Source organism: Niallia sp. M35 (assembly GCF_050971705.1).
Taxonomy (GTDB): Bacteria; Bacillota; Bacilli; order Bacillales; family Cytobacillaceae; genus Niallia; species Niallia circulans_A.
This window is the reverse complement of record NZ_JBPCEP010000005.1, coordinates 286,806-303,923: the sequence shown is the minus strand read 5'-3', so window position 1 is coordinate 303,923 and position 17,118 is coordinate 286,806. Positions and strand designations below refer to the sequence as shown.

The 17,118-nt window shown below is 35.1% G+C and carries 15 protein-coding genes; 10 read left to right on the top strand and 5 right to left on the bottom strand.

The annotated features are described in order from the left end of the window. Positions 1 to 15: 15 nt before the first annotated feature. Complete coding sequence (locus NiCM35_RS08950) at positions 16 to 462, bottom strand: universal stress protein (RefSeq protein WP_095332383.1); 447 nt, start codon at positions 460 to 462, stop codon at positions 16 to 18. Positions 463 to 570: 108 nt separating this feature from the next. On the opposite strand from NiCM35_RS08950, the gene NiCM35_RS08945 reads away from it, so the two are divergent. Then, complete coding sequence (locus tag NiCM35_RS08945) at positions 571 to 717, top strand: hypothetical protein (protein ID WP_163188279.1); 147 nt, start codon at positions 571 to 573, stop codon at positions 715 to 717. A 166-nt stretch (positions 718 to 883) separates the two neighbouring features. On the opposite strand, the gene NiCM35_RS08940 is transcribed toward NiCM35_RS08945, so the two are convergent. Continuing rightward, entirely contained in the window at positions 884 to 1,495 is a 612-nt protein-coding gene (locus NiCM35_RS08940) for a cupin domain-containing protein (RefSeq protein ID WP_095332381.1), read from the bottom strand. Between the two features lie 250 nt (positions 1,496 to 1,745). Next, positions 1,746 to 2,846, bottom strand: a complete 1,101-nt coding sequence (locus NiCM35_RS08935; RefSeq protein ID WP_249878029.1) for a M24 family metallopeptidase — start codon at positions 2,844 to 2,846, stop codon at positions 1,746 to 1,748. A gap of 226 nt (positions 2,847 to 3,072) precedes the next feature. Here NiCM35_RS08935 and NiCM35_RS08930 point away from each other — a divergent pair, with 226 nt between their 5' ends. From NiCM35_RS08930 to NiCM35_RS08920, 3 genes are all read left to right on the top strand, one after another. Then, positions 3,073 to 3,318 carry a hypothetical protein gene (locus NiCM35_RS08930; protein ID WP_095332378.1) on the top strand — a complete coding sequence of 82 codons (246 nt, stop codon included), beginning with the start codon at positions 3,073 to 3,075 and terminating at the stop codon, positions 3,316 to 3,318. Positions 3,319 to 3,892: 574 nt separating this feature from the next. Continuing rightward, positions 3,893 to 5,212: a CBS domain-containing protein gene (locus NiCM35_RS08925; protein WP_095332376.1), complete on the top strand. Its 1,320-nt coding sequence runs from the start codon at positions 3,893 to 3,895 to the stop codon at positions 5,210 to 5,212. A 15-nt stretch (positions 5,213 to 5,227) separates the two neighbouring features. Beyond that, positions 5,228 to 6,160, top strand: a complete 933-nt coding sequence (locus NiCM35_RS08920; protein WP_123260680.1) for a DHH family phosphoesterase — start codon at positions 5,228 to 5,230, stop codon at positions 6,158 to 6,160. A gap of 81 nt (positions 6,161 to 6,241) precedes the next feature. Here NiCM35_RS08920 and ytrI read toward each other — a convergent pair whose 3' ends face one another. Together ytrI and ytrH are read right to left on the bottom strand one after the other, a co-directional pair. Next, on the bottom strand, positions 6,242 to 6,751 hold the full coding sequence (gene ytrI / locus NiCM35_RS08915) for a sporulation membrane protein YtrI (protein WP_433779257.1): 510 nt from the start codon (positions 6,749 to 6,751) through the stop codon (positions 6,242 to 6,244). Beyond that, positions 6,752 to 7,084 (bottom strand): sporulation membrane protein YtrH, encoded by a 333-nt coding sequence (gene ytrH, locus NiCM35_RS08910; protein ID WP_016202788.1) that lies wholly within the window; start codon positions 7,082 to 7,084, stop codon positions 6,752 to 6,754. Positions 7,085 to 7,557: 473 nt separating this feature from the next. Here ytrH and dnaE point away from each other — a divergent pair, with 473 nt between their 5' ends. The 6 genes from dnaE to pyk all read left to right on the top strand — a co-directional run bounded on the left by dnaE (position 7,558) and on the right by pyk (position 17,009). Next, positions 7,558 to 10,920, top strand: coding sequence for a DNA polymerase III subunit alpha (gene dnaE, locus NiCM35_RS08905; RefSeq protein ID WP_123260681.1), 3,363 nt, complete (start codon positions 7,558 to 7,560; stop codon positions 10,918 to 10,920). Between the two features lie 158 nt (positions 10,921 to 11,078). After that, positions 11,079 to 11,699 carry a FadR/GntR family transcriptional regulator gene (locus NiCM35_RS08900; protein WP_095332370.1) on the top strand — a complete coding sequence of 207 codons (621 nt, stop codon included), beginning with the start codon at positions 11,079 to 11,081 and terminating at the stop codon, positions 11,697 to 11,699. 69 nt (positions 11,700 to 11,768) lie between these two features. Beyond that, on the top strand, positions 11,769 to 12,638 hold the full coding sequence (gene accD, locus NiCM35_RS08895; RefSeq protein ID WP_095332369.1) for an acetyl-CoA carboxylase, carboxyltransferase subunit beta: 870 nt from the start codon (positions 11,769 to 11,771) through the stop codon (positions 12,636 to 12,638). Beyond that, on the top strand, positions 12,632 to 13,585 hold the full coding sequence (gene accA / locus NiCM35_RS08890) for an acetyl-CoA carboxylase carboxyl transferase subunit alpha (RefSeq protein ID WP_095332367.1): 954 nt from the start codon (positions 12,632 to 12,634) through the stop codon (positions 13,583 to 13,585). Before accD ends, accA begins: the two co-directional genes overlap by 7 nt. A gap of 578 nt (positions 13,586 to 14,163) precedes the next feature. Then, on the top strand, positions 14,164 to 15,129 hold the full coding sequence (gene pfkA, locus NiCM35_RS08885) for a 6-phosphofructokinase (RefSeq protein WP_217275753.1): 966 nt from the start codon (positions 14,164 to 14,166) through the stop codon (positions 15,127 to 15,129). A gap of 119 nt (positions 15,130 to 15,248) precedes the next feature. Next, positions 15,249 to 17,009: a pyruvate kinase gene (gene pyk, locus NiCM35_RS08880; protein WP_095332365.1), complete on the top strand. Its 1,761-nt coding sequence runs from the start codon at positions 15,249 to 15,251 to the stop codon at positions 17,007 to 17,009. Positions 17,010 to 17,118 lie beyond the last annotated feature (109 nt).

The following is a 17,118-nucleotide window of genomic DNA, read 5'->3' as shown; positions in this document are numbered from 1 at the left end:
TTCTTCTTTTTATATCTATTGATCACTGCTTCTAACAATTAAAACATCACAAGGAGCATTTCTGGTAATTCCTTCAGAGACACTACCGATAATAAATCTCTCAACGGCATTTAAACCTGTCGCTCCACACACAATTAAATCTGCTTTATACTTTGTCGCAATTTCCCGAGGAACTACTGCTCTTGGAGAACCGAATTCAATTGCCTTTACAACATTCTGAACTCCTGCTGCAGTTGCTTGAACAATATATTTATCTAAGAGCTCATTAGCGAATTCATCTGATTTAGCTGCAATGGATTGATCGTACGCAGCTACCGTTGCAAAAGATCTCGTATCAATAACGTGGGCAATGACAAGCCTAGCATTATTTTCTTTTGCTATCGAAATCGCTTTCTTTATAGCATTATCAGCCTCATCTGAACCATCTACTGCCACAATAATGTTTTGATAGTTTACGTTCATAGCATTCACTCCTTAAGTTTATCTCCTTCTATTATATACCCAATTCATGCATAAGGTTAACTTTTCATTCAAATAATAGGGAAGAAAATAAGAAAGGAAGGAATAGGGATGCACAAACAAAATGAAAGAATACAGAATGATTTTGAATTTGATGAAAAGGGAAGCGAAGAAGTAACTGCCCAAGTGATGGATTCCTATAACGACGGCGCGGTTGATGCCTTCTTGGACAAAGAGCAGAAACAAATAAAAGACTAAAACAAAAAGGACAGTAGGAAGAGCAAAACTAGTTTGTTTAATCTACGGATACATGAAGTAGGCTGAACCTCCCTCAGCGCTCCCTACTAACCAGCCTATGAGTGCTGTCATAAAAAAGTCGTTTTTTTAATGAATAATTTTTGGTACCTCATCTGAACTCTATTTGTTAGTAATTTCTTGGAATGTAGTAAGGCTGATAGATAGGCTGAGGATAATTGGCGTCAGCATAATAATTTTGGCTAGGGCTATTTCTACTAATAGCCGGACCTAGAATCGTTGTTTTATTAATAGGAGAGATGGTGGATTTCCACTTATTGAGATCTAATGAATAAGTATGTGCCATTAAGTCTGGAGGAGTTAGACGAAGTAAATCAGAGCCAAAGATTGCTTCAGGTGTAGGTGCATTGAATATAGCTAATAAATGCGTCTTATTTGTATTTGCGATTTCATAATGCCACCAGCCTTGAGGAACATTAGCTACTTGGCCAGGCGTAATGGTATAGTTTAGAACTTTTTTTGTGAAAGGATTTAACAGTGAAACAGTAGCAGAACCAGAAATGCAGTATACGAGCTCTGCCGCATTTTGGTGAATATGTGGTTCTACAACAATATCTTTACTTAAATAGATATCTAGCAAGGATACATTTTCTAACGAATTTAACTGTTGTTCTCCTAAAACATTAATATAGTTATGACTGTCTCTTGTGAAAAAATTACTTTTATTTACATCAAAATGGTATTGGACTTTTGGATCTGTATAATCTACATATTTAACCATTCTCTTCATCCCCCTTTTCTGCCCCTTTTAAGTTTAGGTATTTTATGTAAAATATAAAATTAGGTGCAAGTACATTTAAAAGAGATGATAATAGTGGTTTTAAGTATTCTAACCAAATATAAACCCCAACGATTATATGGAGATGCTAGAGGAAACTCCGAATTATCGTTGGGGTTTTTAGAAAACAGGTTTGTGTTTGGCACCCGCATAATAATTAGTAAAAAATCAAGCGGATTTTCTTATTTACCATTTATTGAATAATTTGAAGCTCTTTCGGAAATTTTGTTAAAATCTCTACTCCATCTTTTGTAACATATACATCATCTTCTATCCGGACTCCTGCAACATTCGGTACATAAATGCCCGGCTCGATTGTATATACCATACCTTCTTGTAAAACAAGGGAATTTGTTTCAGTTAAGGAAGGGAATTCGTGAACACTAATACCCAATCCATGTCCTAAACGATGAGGGAAAAACTCGCCATAACCAGCTTCTCTTATTGTGTTACGAGCAGCTAGATCAACAGTAGCACAAGAAACGCCAGGCTTAGAGGCTTCGATAGCTGTTAGCTGAGCTTTTAAAACTGTATCATAAATATCCTTTTGCTTCTCATTAATGTCGCCAAATGCCACTGTTCTTGTTATATCAGAACAATATCCATCAACAACAACCCCCAAGTCGAATAATACTAGGTCTCCTTTTTTTATTTTTGTCTCTCCTGGATTTCCATGAGGGGAAGCGCCGTTCACTCCAGTTAGTACCATGGTTGAAAAGGACATCTTACCAATTCCTTGTTTCTTTAATTCATATTCAATAGCAGCTAGAATTTCCATTTCAGATTTGCCTTCTACTATTTCATTACAGCCTACTTCAATAGCAAAATCAGCCCATTTACAAGCTTCTTTTATCTTAGCTAATTCATCTGATGTTTTTATCATGCGCAAAGTATTAATTTTTTCTTCTGCAGAAACATATCCTTCAATGTTAGGAAATGATGTTTGAAGTGCCTGATATCTTGCCACATTCATGTGATCCATTTCAAGAGCTACTTTTCTTGTACGGCTTGTACGGCTTTGAACCATACTTTGAATAGTTTCCCATGGATTTTCTGTATCGCTATAGCCGATGATATCATAGTTCCACCCGGCATTTTTTGCATCATTTGTTTCCATTGCAGGACAAACTAATATCGGATCGTTTTCTGGGAAGACAATCAAAGCCAATAATCTTTCATGTGGATCACTATAGAATCCGCTAAAATAGAAAATATTATCTGTAGATGTTAAAAAGGTGAAATCAATTTCTTCCTGCTTCATCCAATTTGCTAGAGACGCTATTTTTTTTTCCAATTCAACCTACCTCCAAGTGTTTCTTAACAAGTCTATACTTTTTCCTTTTTCTTATATTGTAGGACGAGTTAAATATTATTCTTATCCTATAAGATTATCAACATAAGTCGTGTATGTAAATATTTAGACTTGCGAAATTTTCTGTGTGAATAGATGCTTTAGCTAATTTTAAATACTTTTTTTATTCTTGTCCGCATAGGATAGTATCAAGGAGGTTTTAGCGACTATGAATAAGAATAGATATTTATTATGTATATTACTATGTGGTGTTCTTTTATATTATGGCATGCCAAGACTTTCTCCCTTCAGTGATGGAGTTGAAGGAATATTTTCGATTACATGGCTAGCCTTTGCCTTAATGGTGGTAGCGGGAAATTTAACGGCATTACTATATACCCCTAAAAAACCACGAACAGCCAAAAGGTCTTATAGTAAAGTGCAGAAAAAGAAGAAAATCTATTATTACCAATAAGATAAAAAAGGAGAGGGATAGAATTAAAACGAACAATCTATCTCCCGTTATTAATAAATAAGGATCCGTTTGTTGATAAATAATTATATGAGGCTTTATTGGTGATATACGTATAGTGGTTCGTTTTTCTTCGGCTGGGATTATTTTCTTCCAGCCCTTTTTTGCTTGTAATATGTTAAAACCAATCAGACTTTTTAAAAAGAAATAAGATGTTCACAAAAGATATACTCCACACAAAAACGAAATGACTGAATGTTTTAATGCCGATTAACAGAGAATTCATTGAATACCCTAGTAGTTCACTCTATAATAAAGATATACAAGCTTTTTTCAATAGATTTTTTACTTAGGGAAAACATAGATACTAAAGAAGGCAGCTTTAAAGAGAAGAAATTAATAGTTAGCCGCAAACTATTGAAACATAGATGAATAAATTATAATAAATTGCAAGAAATGGTATGAAAATGTCTAGTACAGGCAGTATTCGCTTAGAGCAAACGAGAGATATAAGCAATAGAATTTTCTAAGTTTGTTTGCGAGAAGCAGTGTGCTTTTCTTAAAAGAGGGTGGTAATTTGGCTACAAAACATGAGCAAATATTAAATTATATTGATGAATTACAAGTAGGAGAAAAAATTTCTGTTCGACAAATTGCGAAAGCATTAAATGTAAGTGAAGGAACAGCATATAGAGCGATAAAAGAAGCAGAGAATAAAGGGTATGTAAGTACCATTGAAAGAGTTGGTACGATTAGAATTGAACGAAAGAAGAAAGAAAATATTGAAAAGTTAACCTATGCAGAAGTAGTTAATATTGTAGATGGACAAGTTCTTGGTGGGCGAGCTGGTTTACATAAAACTTTAAATCGTTTTGTTATTGGGGCGATGAAATTAGATGCGATGATGCGTTATACAGGTCCTGGAAACCTTTTGATCATAGGGAACCGTGTACGGGCACATGAACATGTATTAAAAGCTGGTGCTGCGGTTTTAATTACAGGTGGATTCGATACAGAGGAGCATGTGAAACGTTTAGCAGACGATTTGCAACTCCCAATAATTTCAACAAGCTATGATACATTTACTGTGGCAACGATGATAAACCGGGCAATCTATGACCAGCTCATAAAAAAAGAAATTGTTTTAGTAGAAGATATTTTAACACCGCTTAAAGATACGATTTATCTAAAGACAACAGATGATGTGGCTTTATGGCATAAATATAATAAAGAAACATTACACGGTCGTTTCCCAGTAGTGGATCAAAGCTTAAAAGTACAAGGGATGATTACTTCAAAAGATGTCATTGGAAAATCGATGGATATGACGATTGATAAAGTCATGACAAAACACCCAATGACGGTTAGTGGCAAAACAAGTGTTGCTTCTTGTTCTCATATGATGGTATGGGAAGGAATTGAAGTCCTGCCAGTTGTAGATGAAGCAAATAAGCTAGAAGGGATTATTAGTAGACAAGATGTATTAAAAGCGTTGCAAATGAACCAAAGGCAACCGCAAATTGGGGAAACGATTGATGATATTGTCACAAAGCATGTCTTATTGACTAAAGGAAAAAACAAAGGGGAAACAAGCTTTTCCTGTGAAGTAACTCCGCAAATGACTAATCACTTAGGGACCATATCTTATGGGGTGTTTACTACGGTTGTTTCCGAAGCGGCGAACAGAGTACTAAGAGGGTTTAAAAAAGGTGATTTAGTTGTCGAAAATATGACCATCTATTTTATTAAGCCAGTTCAAATGGATAGTGTCATTGAAATAGTTCCTAAAATTTTAGAAGTTGGACGAAAATTTGGGAAAGTGGATGTAGAAGTGTTTAACCATGGAATACTTGTTGGAAAAGCGATGATGATGTGTCAATTAATTGATCGTCATTAATGAAGGGAGAAATAAATGAAACAGAAAATATTAGATGCTATAAAAGCCTTTAATACTATCATTATTCATAGACACGTCCGTCCAGATCCAGATGCATATGGATCGCAAGGTGGATTAGCAGAAATCATAAAAACTTCTTTTCCGGATAAAAACGTCTATACGGTAGGAAAAGAAGAAGCTTCCTTAAACTTTTTGCGAAGACTAGATGTCATTGATGACAGCACCTATGCTGATGCGTTGGTGATTGTATGTGATACGGCTAATCAAGAAAGAGTATGTGATCAGCGCTACCTGACTGGGAAAATGCTAATAAAGATAGATCATCATCCCAATGATGATGCATATGGCGATATAGTTTGGGTAGAGACTACAGCAAGTTCCACAAGTGAGTTGATCTATGAATTTTATTTGTATGGAAAAGATCAGGGGCTAAAGATGAGTGATGAGTCTGCGAGGCTGCTATATGCGGGAATTGTTGGAGATACTGGGAGATTTCTATATCCAAGCACATCAGAAAAAACATTTCATTATGCTGGAGAATTAATCAAATATTCTTTTTCGCGCACAGAAATGTATGATCAAATGTATGAACTCGATCCTCATATTGTCAAGCTAAGTGGCTATGTTATGCAAAATTTTCAAGTTCATGCCAATGGAGTAGCAAGTATGAAGCTTAATAAGGAAATATTAGCTCAATTTCAGGCAACTCCTGCAGAGGCATCGTTACTTGTTAGCAGTTTAGGGAGTGTAAAAGGTTTAAAAGCATGGGTCTTTTTTATTGAAGAAGCAGATCAGATTCGCGTAAGATTGCGTTCCAAAGGTCCAGTTATTAATGGAATTGCAAAAAATTATAATGGTGGAGGACATCCAATGGCCTCAGGCGCAACCATTTATCAATGGGATGATGCAGGTAAAGTAGTGAAGGATTTAGAGGAAGTTTGTAGATAAGGTAATTCTCTAATAGTTTAATTATTCGTCAAGAAAGAAAAAAGGTGCTGCTCCGTTATGCTTGACGGATAGCCCCTTTTTTTAATCGCCAAAGGTGACTCTTAATTCGACATGAACTGTTGTATAAATAATCAACTCTGTTACTTTAAATTTATAACGCTTTTTATCAGAAACAACTACTTTGTTTTCAATCGATTTTTTTAACAGTGCGCGACTTTTATAGACCATATCGAGGTCTTTTGCAATAATGGTCGATAAATCTTCTTTAATGGCATCTTCCATCTCTAAGGCATTAAAGGGCTTAATATCATATTTTTCTTTATCTGCATTGCTAATCTTTACAACGATATCCTCGACTGTCAGCTTTTCTTCGGTCGTTTTATTTTGGGCAGCAAATTCCTCTTGCCATATTTTTTTCTCTCTTTCTAAATCCTCAATAGTTGATTTCTGTGTTTTAATTTCCGAGCTATATCGTTCCTGCCATACACCAAAAATAAAGACAAAAATACACCAACTGATTACTCCACCGATAACCATTCCGGCAAAAAAACGTTGTACAGCTTGATTTTTATAATATGGTGGAATTCTCATTTATATATACTCCTGTGTAATCCACTTAATAATTGTAATGCCTGTATGTGCTCCTCCAAAAGCAGAAACAATTAATAAGATTTGTTTGAACAAGTCTTTTGTACCAGCATCATAGATTCCCTTTTCAATCGTATCAATAGCATCAAATGTCCCGCCAATCGCTGTAACAATCGCCCAAATTTTGATGATTCCAGAAATGCGAATGATTTCAGTAAGGAGTGGTTTTCCAGTTAGAAATGCAGCAAGTCCACCTAAAAGTGCGCCTCCTAAAATAACCCCTAAGGCAATAAAGTAGCTTTCGATGAAGGTAGGGAAGAATGGTTGTTGATTCATACGTTTACCTCTCTAACTTTTATTAGTTTTTGTTTCTATCCAAGCAGCAAATCAAATAGGAATGATTCTTCTCCATAGAATAAAATATTTATTCTCACGGTTGTGTATTTTTTCTCTTTCGCATATCTTGTAATCTTCTATTCTTCTATTCTTATTATTATGGACAATCTATTCCATTTATGAATGATTTTAAAGGTCACTTATACTTGTGTGGAACTTTAACGTCATTTCTTAATAAAGAGAACATATTTTCTTTTTTTGCTGTGAACATCTATAATGAAAGGAAAAAGTCTTTTGTTTTGAGACAAACTAATAAGATAGAATAATAATTATTGCTTTTTAAAAAGGAATAGCCTTTATAGTGGTAAAAGGTTATAAATAAAGAAAAAATGACACCTTTTCCAAGCATTTTTTACATATTTTCTTGTTTAGAAGGAATAAAAAATTTTAAAGAAAAGTGGTGAATTAATTTTATGTCTTTTATACATCTTCAAGTGTCTAGTGCATATAGCCTTTTATCTAGCACGCTTTCAATTAAAGAGTTAGTTACAAATGCTAAAAAGTATGGCTATCGTTCCATTGCTTTAACGGATCGCAATGTGATGTATGGTGCAGCTTCTTTTTATAAAGAATCATTAAAGCAAGGGATAAAACCGATTATCGGACTAACGGTTGATGTAATAAGTGAATGGGAAGAAGATAAAGCTTACCCATTGGTCTTATTAGCTAGAACTAGTCTCGGCTTTAAAAATTTATTAAAAATAACGAGTGCTGTTCAAACAAAAAACCCACAAGGAATTCCTGTGAAATGGTTAAAGCATTATGCCAAAGGCTTGATTGCAATCTCACCTGGATTTGAAGGAGAGATTGAACAAAATTTACTGAAGGATGATTCGGAATCAGCAAGAAATACATTAATGTTATGGAAGTCCATTTTTGAACCAGGTCAATGCTTTTTATCTATTCAAAGACACGGCATTGCTATTGAAGATGCATTAAATGAAAAGTTATCCAGATTAGCTTCCGAAGAGAAAGTGAAGCTGGTAGCAACGAATAATGTATTTTACTTGGAGGAGGAGGACCATTTTGCTTATGAATGCTTAAAGGCAATCAAAAATGGGGAGAAGCTTTCCGATATAGAGCAAGATGAATGGAGTTCTAATCAACATTATCTAAAAGACAAAGAAGAAATGATCACGTTATTCAATGATCAACCAGATATTCTGGAAAACACATGGAAGGTAGGAGAGTCTTGTCAGATTGAAATGAATGGCATACTTGCAACCTTGCCTAAATATACTGTACCTGCAGGCAAAAATGCTCTTAGTTATTTGAGAGAATTATGTATGGCTGGTTTAAATGACAGATATTCTCATCCTTCTCCAGAACACACTGCACGGTTGGAATATGAATTGGACATCATTGGGAGAATGAATTATAGTGACTATTTCTTAATAGTTTGGGATTTTATGAAGTTTGCGCGAGAGAATGGAATATTAACAGGTCCTGGAAGGGGTTCAGCTGCGGGATCTATTGTTGCTTATGTTTTACATATTACAGATGTAGATCCTATTAAATATCAATTGCTTTTTGAAAGGTTTCTAAATCCAGAGAGAATCTCCATGCCTGATATCGATATTGATTTTCCTGATAATAAGCGGGAAAAAGTTATTTCATATGTGAAAAATAAATATGGAGAGCTTCATGTTGCGCAAATTATTACCTTTGGTACACTTGCTGCTAAAGCAGCCTTACGCGATGTTGGCCGAGCATTTGGCTTATCTGTTAAAGAGTTGGATGAACTGTCAAGAATGATCCCATCAAAACTAGGCATTAATCTCAAACAAAGCTATCAAGAATCCATTCGTTTGCAGCAATTTGTTGAATCATCTCCTCGTAATCAAAAACTATTTGATACTGCATGTAAAATCGAAGGGCTTCCAAGGCATACATCAACCCATGCTGCCGGCGTGGTTCTTAGTCAACAGCCCCTTGTTGATATTATTCCGATCCAAGGGAGCCATGACGATATTTATTTAACACAGTATAGCATGGAATATTTAGAGGAACTAGGCTTATTGAAAATGGATTTTCTTGGATTAAGAAATCTATCTTTTATTGAAGCTATTCTTGACATGCTTTATAAAGCGACGAAGAAAAGAATAGATATACGAAAAATACCAATTGATGACCAAAATGTTTTCAAGCTATTAAGTAGAGGAGAGACAACTGGGATCTTTCAATTGGAATCAGAAGGAATGCGTAATGTATTAAAGAGGTTACAGCCAACTGATTTTGAAGATATTGTAGCTGTTAATGCGCTTTATCGTCCAGGACCAATGGAGAATATACCTCATTACATCAATAGAAAACATGGCAAAGAATCGATTAACTATTATCACCCTGATTTAGAAGAGATACTAAAGAGCACCTATGGAGTGATTGTTTATCAAGAGCAAATTATGCAGATTGCTTCTAAAATGGCAGGGTTCTCACTAGGAGAGGCGGATTTGTTAAGACGAGCTGTGAGTAAGAAGCAAAAGGAAATCCTGGAAAAAGAAAGGATTCATTTTGTAAAAGGAGCAGAAAGAAAAGGATATCACGAAAAAACAGCGAATGAAATATATGAGTTAATTGTGCGTTTTGCCAACTATGGTTTTAATAGAAGTCATGCAGTAGCATATAGCATGATTGCTTATCAGCTTGCCTATTTAAAAGCAAACTATCCTCTATATTTTATGGCGGCACTATTAACATCATCCCTTGGAAACACAGGGAAAATAATTCAGTATATTCAAGAGTTAAAACAGATGGATATTGAATTGACTCCGCCTTCTATTAATCAAAGTAATTACTTTTTCCGTGTAGAAAAGAATAAAATTCGTTATAGCTTAGCAGGCATAAAAGGTATAGGCGGAAATGTATTAAGAGAAATACTTAAGGCGAGAAGTCAGAAAAAATTTGAAGATTTATTTGATTTTTGTATACGAGTATCCCCGAAGACGGTTAACAGAAGAGTGCTGGAAATGCTTATTTATTCCGGAAGCTTTGATGAATTCGGAGTTGATCGTGCTATTTTGCTGGCATCTATTGATGTAGCGATACAGCATGCACAATTGGTTCACCCAGAGGATGAAGAGCAAAATGATTTATTTAGTGAGGATGATTTCTTTTTTAAACCGAAATATGTAGAAGTAGAACCACTTAGAGTGGAAGATAAATTGGCTTTAGAAAAAGATGCCTTAGGATTTTACTTATCAGACCATCCAGTGTCTATCTATAAGCCGTATCAAGCAACTCTGCAAACCTTTGCTATTAATGAAATGGAAGTAGGAAAAAAACATAAAAGCATTGTCTATGTAACAGAAATAAATATCATTCGCACTAAAAAAGGAGAGCCAATGGCATTTATCCAGCTTAGTGATCAGAGTGGAGAAATGCAGGGTGTTATTTTTCCAACTATTTTTAAGAAATATCAAAGTCTGCTTAACTCGGGTGAAATCGTATATTTGGAAGGGAAATGTGAAGAAAGAAACGGCAATAAACAATTTGTTATTCAATTAGTTGAATCGATGAGGACGATTGTCCAGTCACTTTCTAAAAAGGAACATAAGTTGTTTATTAAAGTGATGAATGAGAAGCATATGATGAACCAAAGATTAGAGCTATTGGCGGTTATGAGGAAATTTCCAGGAACTACTCCAGTTATTATTCATTATGAGGAAACAGGAAAAAACATCGTTTTAAACGAAGAATATAAAATTTCACCAAGTAAGGAATGTATCGCTGAATTATCTACTTTACTAGGTGCTAATCGCGTTTTCTTATCTGAATAAAACTTTACAACTTTAAAAAGTTGTTATATTGTTTAATAAGCTGACTGGTCAGACCACTTAGCCTAAATTTTTGGATTGGATTTTTTGTACTTATACTTTATTTATTTTCTAATAACATTGCCAAAAAAAGGCAAGAAAGAAGTGAGTGATGACATAAGGTGAATGAATCATCTTCAAAGGAATCCAAATTATATGTGGATATCGTGAATCATTTACGAGAAATGATTAATCAAAACGGCCTGAAACCAGGGGACAAGCTTCCCTCTGAACGAGTATTAAGTGATACCCTACACGCAGGCAGATCATCCATTAGAGAAGCTCTGAGGGCATTAGAGCTGCTTGGACTGATTGAAACAAGAAAAGGGGAAGGAACCTTTCTTCGTGATTTTCAAGGTCATAAATTAGTAGAATTGATCAGTACTTTTATATTGCAGAATGATAAAGCAAAACAAGACGTTTTGGAAACTAAGAATTATATTCAATTAAATGCTCTATATATTGCCATGGAAAAAATTACAGAAGATGAATTGGCACATTTAAAACAGTTGGTAAATGAACGAGAAATATCAGAAAGTGAGTTTTTCTTTCAAATCATTAAAATAGCTGATAATTTCTTGGTCCATCGTTTATGGACTATTTTAAATGACTATTATCATTCACTAACAATTCCTGCGAAAGAATGGAAGAGGGAGGATTACCTCCTTCTTTTAGATTCATTAAAACAAAAGAATCAAATGCAATTATGGAGTGTATTTAGTAATTACAATAATTTCAACTGATTATTGGTGCTTGGAAATGATAGGAATCCGATTCAAATCTAAATTGTTACTTATGGGGAGGTTTCCATATTGATTAAGGGAATATTTTCGAAATCAAAAAAACTAAAATATGCAACATTACCTTCAGAATTATCAAAAAATGAAGTTCCTGAAGGGATTATGACAAAATGTTCTAATTGTAAGAAAATAATGTATACACGTGAATTACAGAAGAATCATAAGGTTTGTCTAAATTGTGGGTATCATCTGCCCATGAAAGCTTATGAAAGAATGAACTGCATCTTGGATGAAGCAACTTTTGTTGAGCTAAATGCAGAAATGAGAACCGGAAATCCTTTGCAATTTCCTGGTTATGAAGATAAAATTGCCGGTGATATAAAAAAAACAAATATGAATGAAGCTGTTGTTACAGGAACAGGAGAAATAAATGGCAAAAAAGTAGTAATAGCTGTAATGGATTCTTCTTTCCGGATGGGGAGTATGGGTTCAGTAGTTGGAGAAAAAATTACTCTCGCTGTTGAAAAGGCTGACGAGCTTTCGCTACCCTTTATAATTTTTACGGCTTCTGGTGGAGCAAGAATGCAAGAAGGCGTGCTAAGTCTTATGCAAATGGCGAAAACAAGTATAGCATTAAAACGATTTAGCGATAATGGCGGTTTATATATTACCATTATGACCCACCCAACAACAGGAGGCGTTTCTGCAAGCTTTGCCTCACTTGGTGATTATAATTTTGCGGAACCAGGTGCATTAATTGGTTTTGCGGGACGTCGTATTATTGAACAAACGATAGGAGAAGAGCTTCCGGAGGACTTCCAAACGGCAGAGTTTTTACTAAAGCACGGTCAATTAGATGCGGTAATACCTAGATTAGAATTAAAAGAAAAACTTAGCCTAGTGCTTGAAATGCATCAAACTGGTGGTGAATTAGAATGGTAGGATTAGATTTTGATAAACCAATTAATGAATTGAAAGATAAAATCCAAGAATTAAAAGACTTCTCGGAAAATGCGAATGTTGATTTAAGTACAGAAATTGAGAAATTAGAAATACGTTTAAAAAAACTGGAAAAAGATGTGTATGATAATATGAAACCTTGGGATCGAGTTCAAATTGCTAGACATCCAAATAGACCAACGACCCTTGACTATATTCCCCATTTGTTTACCGATTTTATCGAATTACATGGAGATAGAGGCTTTGGAGATGACGAGGCAATTGTAGGTGGAATTGCGAAATACAAAGGACTACCAGTAACGATTGTCGGCCATCAAAGAGGAAAGGACACGAAGGAAAATATTCGCAGAAATTTTGGAATGCCTCACCCAGAAGGATATCGAAAAGCCCTGCGCCTAATGAAGCAAGCGGATAAGTTCAATCGTCCCATTATTTGTTTTATTGACACAAAAGGTGCATACCCTGGTAAAGCTGCTGAGGAAAGAGGACAAAGTGAAGCTATTGCCAAAAATTTATTTGAAATGGCATCGATGGAAGTCCCAATTGTCTGTATTGTAATTGGAGAGGGTGGTAGTGGTGGTGCTTTAGCACTTGGCGTTGGTAACCATATTCATATGCTAGAGAACTCCACATACTCGGTTATTACACCAGAAGGAGCAGCATCTATTTTATGGAAAGATGCTGGGCAGGCTAAACAAGCAGCTGAAAAAATGAGAATTACTGCACCAGACTTAAAAGAGTTGAGCATTATTGATTCCATCATTAAGGAAGTAAAAGGTGGAGCACACCATAATATAAAAGAACAAGCAGAACAAATTGATGAAGTATTATATACATCTCTAAAAGAGTTAAAAGAAATGACAAAGGAAGAACTTGTGAATCATCGCTATGCTAAGTTTAAAAATATGGGTGCCTATTTAAATCATTGATAACCTTTTTTAAACGAGATTGGGAATAAATATTCCAAGTGACAAAAACCCCCATACTTATACGGAGATAGTAAAAATATTTCGTATAAGTATGGGGGTTTTTATTAGGTATGAAAATGCGGTAAGAAGGTAAAAATGTACTTTGCAGAAGATTTTATAGAAGCAGTAATTAAATGCATATTATTTTAAAACTATTAACGCTATTTTTTATCATGTTTCTTTTCTGACTGTTAGTTAATATGTTTAAAGTTTGTAATAACGGGAAATAGCTACAAAAATAACGTCGTATAAAACGTTTGCATTTTGCTGATTATTCCGTCTTTTATTTTTTTTTCATATTAAGTTGAGATACACGATTCTTCATGATATGGTAGAATTGTTTAATGGATAATTGGATAAATGCAAGATAAATTAATAGAGAAAAGCCAATTTCTTGATTAATTTACAAAAGTTAGCATTACATAGATTATATATGTAATTTTTGTGAAAAATGTTACAGACAAGTAATTTGTTATATAATAGTATATGTATGTTATGCTACATAATTTATTTGTTAATGAAATTATGAGGTGAGGAAATTGACAGTTAAAAGAATTGGTGTATTAACAAGTGGTGGTGACGCACCAGGAATGAACGCGGCTATAAGAGCAGTAGTTCGTAAAGCGATATTTCATGGTGTGGAAGTATATGGGGTAGTTGGTGGTTATGCTGGGCTAATTAGTGGCAACTTCAGAAAATTAGAAGTTGGTTCAGTTGGTGATATAATCCATCGTGGTGGAACTTTCCTTTTCTCTGCACGTTGTGAAGAGTTTAAAACAAAAGAAGGACAACAAAAAGGGATTGAGCAATTAAAGAAACATAATATCGATGGACTAGTTGTCATTGGTGGAGATGGATCTTATATGGGCGCGAAGGCGCTTACAGAACAAGGATACCCTTGTGTTGGAGTTCCAGGAACGATTGACAATGATATTCCAGGCACTGAATTCACAATTGGTTTCGATACTGCTTTAAATACAGTTATTGATGCAATTGACAAAATCCGTGATACTGCTACATCTCACGAGAGAACATTCATCATTGAGGTAATGGGAAGAAATGCTGGTGACATCGCATTATGGGCTGGTTTAGCTGGTGGTGCTGAAACAATTCTTATTCCAGAAGAAGGCTTTAATCTGGAGGAGATTGTAGGCAGATTGAAAAAAGGTCAAGAGCGCGGTAAAAAACATAGTATTATTGTCGTAGCTGAAGGAGTAGCCAGCGGTGTTGAAATCGGTAAATTGATTGAAGAAAATACAGATTTCGATACTCGTGTGTCTGTGTTAGGACATATGCAGCGTGGTGGATCACCTACAGCACAGGACCGTGTATTAGCTAGTCGTCTAGGCGCATATGCAGTTGAGCTTCTAGTAGAAGGCAAAGGCGGAAGAGCTGTTGGTATCGAAAAAAATCAATTGGTTGATTATGATATCATTGAAGCGTTAGCACGTAAACATACGATTGATAATAATTTATATCACTTATCAAAAGAATTATCCATTTAATAAACAGCAGGAATTTATGATCTTCTAGTGCATTTTATGATTAGATAATTCATAAATTCCTAAAATGCTGTTTTAGTTCGCTATTATTATTTACTAATATTTATCGGAGGTTATTATTAATGCGTAAAACGAAGATTGTATGTACTATTGGTCCTGCAAGTGAAAGCGTAGAAAAATTAACGCAATTAATGGAAGCTGGAATGAATGTTTCACGTCTTAACTTTTCCCATGGTGATTTTGAAGAGCATGGAGCAAGAATAAAAAACATTCGTGAAGCAGCTGAAATTACTGGTAACAATATTGCGATTCTTTTAGATACAAAAGGTCCAGAAATTAGAACAAACAACATGAAAGATGGTTCTATTGAACTAGTTGCTGGCAATGATATTATCGTATCTATGACAGAAGTAGAAGGTACTACAGAGAAATTCTCTGTTACTTACGAAGGTTTAATTGATGATGTGGAGCCAGGTAGCAAAATTCTATTAGATGATGGTTTAATCGGCCTTGAAGTAACGAAAATAGACAAAGCTGCTGGAGAAATACATACAAAAATATTAAATTCAGGGACTTTGAAGAATAAAAAAGGTGTTAACGTACCTGGTGTTGCTGTAAATCTTCCTGGTATCACGGAAAAAGATGCAAATGACATCCTTTTTGGTATTGAACAAGGAATTGACTTCATTGCAGCCTCTTTCGTTCGTCGTGCGTCTGATGTTCTAGAAATCAAGCAATTATTAGAGGATAATAATGCTTCTCATATCCATATCATACCTAAAATCGAAAACCAAGAAGGTGTAGATAATATTGATGAAATCCTTGAGGTTTCTGATGGACTAATGGTTGCACGTGGTGATTTAGGAGTAGAAATTCCTGCTGAAGAAGTACCATTAGTTCAAAAAATGCTCATTAAAAAATGTAACACATTAGGAAAACCAGTTATTACAGCAACACAAATGCTAGATTCTATGCAACGTAATCCACGTCCAACTCGTGCAGAAGCAAGTGATGTAGCAAACGCAATTTTTGATGGAACAGATGCTATTATGCTTTCTGGAGAAACAGCAGCAGGATTATATCCTGTGGAAGCTGTACAAACTATGAATAATATTGCGGCAAGAGCAGAAGAGGCATTAAACTATAAAGAAATCCTCTCAAAACGCAGCAAAGATTCAGAGCATTCTATTACAGACTCTATCGGACAATCTGTTGCTCATACTGCGTTAAATTTAGAAGTTAAAGCAGTAATTACACCAACTGGTAGTGGTCATACTGCAAGAATGATTTCTAAATATCGTCCAGAAGCTCCAATTATTGCGGTAACATATGATGCAAAAATTCAAAGACAATTAGCGCTAGTTTGGGGAGTATATCCACGCCTTAGCCAAAAATCAGAATCAACAGATGAAATGCTAGATGTAGCAGTTCAAGAAGGTGTTAACAGCTCGATTGTTACACATGGTGATTTAGTTGTGATTACTGCTGGACTTCCAGTTGGAGAAGCAGGTACAACAAACATCATGAAAATCCATGTAATTGGCGATGTGCTTGCTAAAGGACAAGGAATTGGCCGCAAAACAGCCTTTGGTAAAGCTGTAATTGCTACTAGTGCTAAAGAAGCCCTAGATAAAGTTAATTTCGGTTCTATTCTTGTAACAAATGCTACAGATCGTGATATGGTACCTGCATTAGAAAAATGTAGTGCCCTAATCGTTGAAGAAGGTGGCTTAACAAGTCATGCTGCGGTTGTAGGATTAAATATTGGAATTCCTGTTATTGTAGGAGTAGAAAACGCAACTAGCATCTTAAAGGATGGCTTAGATATTACAGTGGATTCTCGTAGCGGCTATGTATATAGCGGACATGCGAGCGTACTATAATCTATAAAGCATAAAAATTGGAAGAGTATTCATACCTAATAATCATTAGGCAATGGATACTCTTCTTTTGCAGTTCTTAAATATCCAAAGGAGAGGCTATAAGCAACAA

Coding starts and splice junctions, on each gene's coding strand:
- dnaE (WP_123260681.1), top strand. CDS start 7,558: ATGTCTTTTATACATCTTCAAGTGTCTAGTGCATATAGCCTTTTATCT.
- NiCM35_RS08930 (WP_095332378.1), top strand. CDS start 3,073: ATGAATAAGAATAGATATTTATTATGTATATTACTATGTGGTGTTCTT.
- NiCM35_RS08945 (WP_163188279.1), top strand. CDS start 571: ATGCACAAACAAAATGAAAGAATACAGAATGATTTTGAATTTGATGAA.
- ytrH (WP_016202788.1), bottom strand. CDS start 7,084: ATGAATCAACAACCATTCTTCCCTACCTTCATCGAAAGCTACTTTATT.
- accA (WP_095332367.1), top strand. CDS start 12,632: ATGGTAGGATTAGATTTTGATAAACCAATTAATGAATTGAAAGATAAA.
- ytrI (WP_433779257.1), bottom strand. CDS start 6,751: ATGAGAATTCCACCATATTATAAAAATCAAGCTGTACAACGTTTTTTT.
- NiCM35_RS08950 (WP_095332383.1), bottom strand. CDS start 462: ATGAACGTAAACTATCAAAACATTATTGTGGCAGTAGATGGTTCAGAT.
- NiCM35_RS08920 (WP_123260680.1), top strand. CDS start 5,228: ATGAAACAGAAAATATTAGATGCTATAAAAGCCTTTAATACTATCATT.
- pyk (WP_095332365.1), top strand. CDS start 15,249: ATGCGTAAAACGAAGATTGTATGTACTATTGGTCCTGCAAGTGAAAGC.
- NiCM35_RS08940 (WP_095332381.1), bottom strand. CDS start 1,495: ATGGTTAAATATGTAGATTATACAGATCCAAAAGTCCAATACCATTTT.